The sequence below is a fragment of the Niabella hirudinis genome, from assembly GCF_051201075.1.
GTDB lineage: Bacteria > Bacteroidota > Bacteroidia > Chitinophagales > Chitinophagaceae > Niabella > Niabella hirudinis.
Window position 1 is genome coordinate 462,308 of sequence record NZ_JBPEHJ010000004.1, and the last position, 7,233, is coordinate 469,540.

Here is a 7,233-nt window from a genome sequence, read left to right on the forward strand (position 1 = left end):
TTTATAGTGTAATCAAAATGTTCAAACTGTAACTCTTCATCGTTGGGTAGTTGAACCCATCCCCGTAACCGCTGCTCACATCCGGATCTGAGTTTCCAATATTGGTAACATCAATATCTTTTGTACGCTTATACAAGGGCGACCAGGTGAGCAGGTTCTCACCCGACAGGCCTACACGAACCGTTTGAAGTCCTATCCGCTTTACCATTGCCGCTGGCAGGCTATATCCTACCTGAATGTTTTTTAGCCGCGTATAGGAAACATCCTGCAGGTACCGGGTTTGCGCGTTAAGCTTCAGCGACTCGTTATACCCTGCATACCGCGGCAGATACCCATTCGGGTTATCAGCCGTCCAGTAATTGTTTACATGCCATGTGGGCAGGTTATTATAAGGCCGGTTATACTGTCCCCAAAAAATAGACTCGTTGCTGGGGTACCAGTTCTGTTTGCCTACCCCCTGAACAAAAGCGGAAAAGTAGATATTGTTCCAGTCGAGGTTAACCATAGCGCTGTATAAATAACGGGGCGTTTTATTACCGATTATTGTTTTATCGCCGTGGTTGTAAATGGTATTGGTACCATAGTCAATAGTGCCACTGTTATCTAAATCGGCAAACCGGATGTCTCCCGGATATATTTTTCCGGAACTGGAGGATTTTATAAGTGGCTGTTTGGGCGCTTTATCAATTTCTTCCTGGTTTTGAAAAAGCCCCTGTGTTACATAGCCCCATATCTCGCCGATCTGTTGTCCTGCATAATAATCGCCCAAACCTCCGGTTGTATTATTATACCGGTCGATACGGGAATGGTTATCGGCCAGTGTGGCTTTAACATTATAGTTAAAGGGCTTGTTGGCTACGAGGAAAAAATCGGTGTACCCCAGTGAAATTTCAAAGCCCTTTGTTGTCATGTCTGCATAGTTTCCTTTGGGAGAGCTGGCGCCAAACACATCGGGCAGGGTTTGGCCAACGGTATACATATTAAGCGTTTTCCGGATATAATAATCCCCGGTAAATGTAAGCCGGTTCTTCAGAAAGGCGATATCCAATCCATAGTTGGCGGTTTGCGCCGTCTCCCAGGTAAGGTTATCGGGTATAACGCCCGGTGCGCTGGTTTGCGGGTTCCTGACTCCGTTTAAAATCCGGCCGGAGGTACTGATCCCAAAATTCTCAAGGTAGGAATATGGTTCAATATTTCCATTGCCCAGCGCACCATAGGATCCCCTCAGCTTCAGATCAGAAATAATGGAAGGGCTCACATTCCAGAAATGTTCCCGCGAAATGCGCCAGCCGGCAGATACGGAAGGGAAGAATCCCCACTGCTCATTGCTGGGAAACTTGGAGGAACCATCATAGCGGCCGTTCACTTCAAGGAGGTAGCGCTCATCAAAAATATAGTTCAGGCGGTAAAAGATGCCGTTGGTCCGGTATTTATTATATCCGCCGGTTGCCGTAACGGAATTTCCCAGTGCAAGATTGATATTCTCCGTTTCGGGTGACAATAATCCATTCTTTGTGATATACTTTGAAGAATACACTCTTTGATCATAGTTATACCCCAACAGCCCTTTTATATAATGCTTTGCAAAGCGCTTTTCATAATCAGCATACAGGTTGGCCGTTAAATAATTCCAACGCTGATCCGCTGTATAAATGTTATCATTGGTAGATGTTTGCAGGAATAGTACCTGACCTTCTTTTACGCTGTAAGGTACGGGAACCCGCACCCGGGTAAGCTCGTACTTCTGAGAGCGAAAAGTAAAATCCCCTTTGATATGAAAGCTGTTGTTGAAAAATTTTGTTTCAAAGCTGGTGGTGTTGCGGAGATTGGATCCCACATTATTGCGCACATTCTTTCCATATATGAAATCCCCAACGGTATATGCGGCGGAATAACTGAAAGTACCATCCGGGTTAAAAATAGGTGAAGTGGGATGGCCTTCATCGGCAATATTCCTCCAGATAACACCTCCCTCTCCGGCTGTGATGGGATCCCTGTAGGAATAATAAGAATAATCCATATTATTTAAAATCTTTAACCAATCCGTTACCTGCAGCCCTTGTTTTGCCCGCATGCTGTAATTCTTATACAAATCCGGACTATAGTTGTAAATACCATCGCTGGCAAAATAACGACCGGACAGGTAGTACTCAAACTTATCGGAAGTACCGCTCACCGAAAGATTATGCTGTTGGGTGAACGTCGATTTTTTTAACAGGGTTCCGTAGTAATCTTCATTACCATAATACACATAATTGCCCTTGGCATCCACCGTGGTTGTTTCTGTAATACCCTGTTCTTTTCTTTTTTTAAATTCTTCCAGCCAATCTAATGTGAAGATTTGAGTTTTATTCAATTTCGCCGGCACTGATGAGTAGTTATTCCAGGAGTTATAGGCTTCGTAAAAATGGGAAGCATAGTCATAACCATCCGTTACAAAGCTGGGCCTGGTTGCCTGTTTTTGAATAGAAGCGCTTCCTGAATAGGTAACGGAAGCCTTGCCTTTCTTTGCGTTCTTTGTTGTAATCAGCACTACACCAAAGGTACCTTTGGACCCATACACGGCCGCAGATGCCGCATCTTTCAATACCGTAACTGATTCCACGTCATTGGGGTTTAATGTCGAAGGGTCGCCCTCAACGCCATCGATCAGGATCAGGGCGCTTCCGCCCTGTCCTACTGAAGTTGCCCCCCGGATATTATAAGATACATCCCTGTTCGGCTTTCCATCGAGCGGATTTACATTTAGGTTGGGTATTGCCCCCTGCAGCATCTGCGTAATGGAAGGCTGTACACGGCCCTCAAGGGCTTCGCCGCTCAGCTGATCCACCGCACCGGTAAGGTTGATCTTCTTTTGCGTACCATAACCTACTACCACCACATCTGCCAGCTGATTTGCCGCGGGTGCTAGTGTATATGACAACCTCAGCGGATGTATGCCGTCATAGGCAACATTTGCTACCGAAAGCGGCTCATACCCGATTGAAGATACCTGGAGCTCATACACCCCTTCTTTCAATCCCGAAAAAAAGAACCGTCCCTGGTCATCGGCAAGGGCCTGTTTCGAAAAAGCATTATTCGTGCTTTTTATGGCAATGGTGGCATTGGGCACTCCATGCCCTTCCTTATCACTGACAACCCCGTTAATGGATCTGCTTTTATCCTGGGCGAGACTATGGAGTGTAAGACTCAACACTACACATAAAAGACAAAAGGATTTTATCCCGTTTTTAAAACTTACTTCCCTGAGCATCTTATTCCTTTTTGGTTAAAAAAATGAACTGTTCAATGAGGTTTAAAGAATACCTGTTGTATTGCTATCCTTAAAATTTCGCGGTTGCAAAACTATCGTCCATATTATAAAATCCGATGAATACCGCGTTAACAAATCGTGTTGTTTCTGTTATCCATTTCCTGCCTTTATAATCAGTACCAGGCCTGCAACAAATAATGCAAACATTATAAAAAGTATTTTAGATACTGAAGCCGGTGCTCCCTTAAACTCTTTCCAAACAAATACGCCCCATAATGCGGCAACCAGGGTGGCGCCCTGCCCCAGTCCGTATGAAATGGCAGGCCCCGCTTTTCCGGCAGCAATAAGGTTAAACAGGTTGCCAAGTCCCCAGATTCCTCCTCCAACAATGCCTGGAATATGATAACGCAGCCTTCCCTTAAAATAGTCGGCGTAGCTACCGGGACTGCCAATAAAAGGCTTTTTGATTAAGATGGTATTAAACAGGAAATTACTCCCTAAAACACCGGCTGCAAATATTACAGATGCCGTATATGGAGTCATTTTTCCGGCTTCCGGTTTCATAAAATCATTCAGATCCATAGACGCTGCAATGAACCGGTAAAAGAACGCCATCAGGATTCCGGCTATTACCGAAAGCACAAGTCCCTTCATAGAAACGGCGGTATGGCGGGTTTTGGTTTTGTAAGCAATCGAATTCAGTATCACCGCAATGATGACCAATACTGTTCCTGTAAACAGCAGGGCGGCATTTCCTTTAGGCAGGGTCATATAATTTACCAGTACTCCAATAACCAGGGCCAGTCCGATCCCTATAGGAAATGCTACCGCCATACCGGCTATGGCAATTGCCGCGGATAAAAGGATATTTGCGGCATTAAAGACAACACCGCCAACCAATGCGCTGGCAATATTTGAGCCGCTTGCCTGCAGAAGGTCTGTTTCAAAGCTCCGTCCGCCCTGTCCATGACTTCCTAATGTAAAAGCAGCCAGCAGCGAAAAGATCACCATTCCGATGACATAATCCCAGTAAAAAAATTCATACCGCCAGTTTTTACCGGCCATTTTTTGCGTATTGGCCCAGGAGCCCCAACAAAGCATGGTTACTATACAAAATAGCACTGCCAGCTGGTAATTATCTACTATATACATAAAGAAATGTTCTTTTTATTCAATCGTTATTCGTTGGCTCAACAATACGGATTGCTCCGTTCCCTGTCCGCTATACCTGCTATTCGTTACTGCAGCTATCTTATAACTTCTGCAATTACTTCATTATAGTAGGGTATCGATGCCTGTGCACCCTGGCGGGTTGTGGAAATAGCGGCAGCCCTGCAGGCGAACCGGGTGGCATCTGCAACCGGCTTTCCATTGGCCAATGCCACCACCAAAGCGCCGTTAAATACATCTCCCGCGGCCGTTGTATCTACCGGGTTCACTTTTACAGCGGGGATCAGTTTCATTCCGTTATCATCACCTATTAACGCGCCCTCTGCGCCCAGTGTAATTATGACCTTTTTAATTCCCTTAGCCAGGAGCACTCCTGCGGCGGTCTTCGCGGTTTCCGTATCTTTTATATTAACCTTTGCCAGCAGCCCCGCCTCAATTTTGTTGGGCGTAAGGATATCGATGCAGGGGTATAAACTCTCGGGCAGCTCCTGCACAGGAGCCGGATTTATAATCACCTTTAATCCTTTGGATGCAGCATGCCGGGCTATAAAGTGTACGGTTTCCATAGGTATTTCAAACTGCATTAATACCATTTTACATTGCTCCAGTTCAAGCAGCAGGGGCTCTGTAAAATCCTCAGGTAACAGGGCTTTATTAGCGCCCTGGCTTACCACAATACTATTTTCGCCCTCTTTATCTACGGTGATCAGGGCAACTCCGGATGGAAGCTCGGGATCTTCCAACATAAAACGGGAATCGATTCCTTCTTCATCAAATAATCTGGAAGCCTGGCGGCCAAATACATCATTCCCCACTTTTGTAAAGAACAGGGCTTCACCACCCAGCCGGGCTACTGTTACAGCCTGGTTGGCACCTTTTCCACCGGGATTCATAAAAAACTGGCTGGCCAGCGTGGTTTCTCCCGGAACCGGTATCCGTTCCGCTTTTACCACCATATCCATATTTGTACTTCCGACAATCGCTATTTTTCTGGCAGGCATATCTCGCTTTATTATTTTTCAAAAACTAATATAGAAATGAAATTAAAGCTTTAAAAACCTTATTTAAAGCAAAGTTTAATTAAATTTAATAATTACAAATCGGGTAAAACACCAATAATAAGATAACAATACATTATATATCAATAAATTATAAATAAGAAACCCGTGTAAACAGGATAATTATGAACTTAGTATCCATTATTGAGTTGGTAAGTACTTTATCAGTTGCGGAAAAGCGGCAGTTCAAACTCATTACCCGAAAATCGCAGAAGGGGAAAGTGTACCTGCAGCTTTTTGATCTGGTTACACAGGCGGGAGACCCTGCAGTTATAAAAGCGTCTTTCAAAAAAATATGCCCGGCCGCATCTTTAAACATGGCAACACAATACCTGCACAAATTGCTATGCGATATGCTTGTAAGGAACCAGTTAAAAAACGATACGGGGCTGCTGCTGCTGTATGGCATGATGAAGGTTAAAACCCTCCGGCAACGGAACCTGCCCAACCAGGCAATAAAACAGGCCCGGGTTCTGCTATCGGGTGCTGCGGCCACCGATGATTTTCTGTTACAGTATATCCTTAAGCGCGAAGAGCTCCGCCATCTCTCCGAAACAAACTTCAAAGACGTTTCAGAAAAACAATTGATTGCCGGGCAGCAAACGGCCAGGGAGCTGTTAAAAAATACCAGGAGCCTCCAGGAGCACTACGCGCTTTATGAACTATTAAAACACCGGCTCATTCATTCAGCACCGGGCGAAAGCCCAACTACCGCCGCTGGTTTTGATGATCTGCTGCTTGAAGAAATGGCTATTATTAATAACCGGGTAAAACAGAATCCGGAGTCGCAAAAGCTGCATCTCTTATTTCAATCTTTTTATTTCAGCCATACGGGAAACTATAATGCGGCATTGAAGACATTTTACCTGCTGAACGGGTTATTTGAAAAGAATAAAATTCCTTTGCAACATCCTCCGTTGGATTATTATGATACATTGGACGGTTTACTGGAAAATTTAAAAGCGGTTCAGGCATTCGACAAAATGCCTTATTTCATCAAAAAGCTTTCGCTGTTAGAGCATAAAGAATACCCCGACTATTTCAACTGTCTTGTCAGAAAAACTGCCCTGTTATTTGAATTGGAGGTAATGGTCGGGAACGGCGCCTGGGAAAGAGCCTTAGAGCAGATCCGGTCTGTTTCTCCTTTGATACTCAGCGAATTTCCATCTGTGCATCCACAAAAGCAATTAAAGCTCCTGTTCTGTTACTCATTGATCTATTATAAAAATCAACAGCCGGGTAAAGCAAAAAAAATACTGACGCCTGTTATTACAGCCCGGCAACCTGCCCATAGCTCCTTTTACAATATCTGCCGATGCTTTAATATCGTATTACATTATGAATCCAGGGATCTGGAGTATCTTGATTATGAGGTTAGGTCTTACAAGCGCTTTACGGCATCGCGGCCATCCGGTATCCCTAATATTGAAAAACTGCTCTTCAAAGCCATTGCATTGCATCCCTGGCAAAATTCAGCGTTCCGGAACCGGCAGCAGGCAGGAAAACTTACAGCTCTTATTGCTGCCATTCATAAGAACCCGGCGGAAAACAGCGTCCTTAGCTATTTTGATTTTGCGGCATGGGTGTTGTCCAGGTTTGTATCATAGCAAACGGCAGTTTTCTTAACTTTTAGCAATGTCCGGGAACAGGACGATTGAATTTTAACCGCAACGGTCGCAAGGGCCACGCAAGGTTCACCAGGATGGCTGTCATTGCGACCTTAGCGCATTCATTGCGTTCATCGCGGTTAAA

At 44.8% G+C, this 7,233-nt stretch carries 4 protein-coding genes; 1 reads left to right on the top strand and 3 read right to left on the bottom strand.

The window, feature by feature from the left end; genetic code table 11:
- Nucleotide 1: 1 nt before the first annotated feature.
- From GGU45_RS10860 to rbsK, 3 genes are all read right to left on the bottom strand, one after another.
- Nucleotides 2-3,253, bottom strand: a complete 3,252-nt coding sequence (locus GGU45_RS10860; protein ID WP_435224631.1) for a SusC/RagA family TonB-linked outer membrane protein — start codon at nucleotides 3,251-3,253, stop codon at nucleotides 2-4.
- Between the two features lie 150 nt (nucleotides 3,254-3,403).
- Nucleotides 3,404-4,405, bottom strand: a complete 1,002-nt coding sequence (locus GGU45_RS10865; protein WP_435224633.1) for a GRP family sugar transporter — start codon at nucleotides 4,403-4,405, stop codon at nucleotides 3,404-3,406.
- Nucleotides 4,406-4,500: 95 nt separating this feature from the next.
- Nucleotides 4,501-5,424 (bottom strand): ribokinase, encoded by a 924-nt coding sequence (rbsK, locus tag GGU45_RS10870; protein WP_435224635.1) that lies wholly within the window; start codon nucleotides 5,422-5,424, stop codon nucleotides 4,501-4,503.
- Nucleotides 5,425-5,606: 182 nt separating this feature from the next.
- On the opposite strand from rbsK, the gene GGU45_RS10875 reads away from it, so the two are divergent.
- Nucleotides 5,607-7,088, top strand: a complete 1,482-nt coding sequence (locus GGU45_RS10875) for a hypothetical protein (protein WP_435224637.1) — start codon at nucleotides 5,607-5,609, stop codon at nucleotides 7,086-7,088.
- The last annotated feature ends 145 nt before the right edge of the window (nucleotides 7,089-7,233 follow it).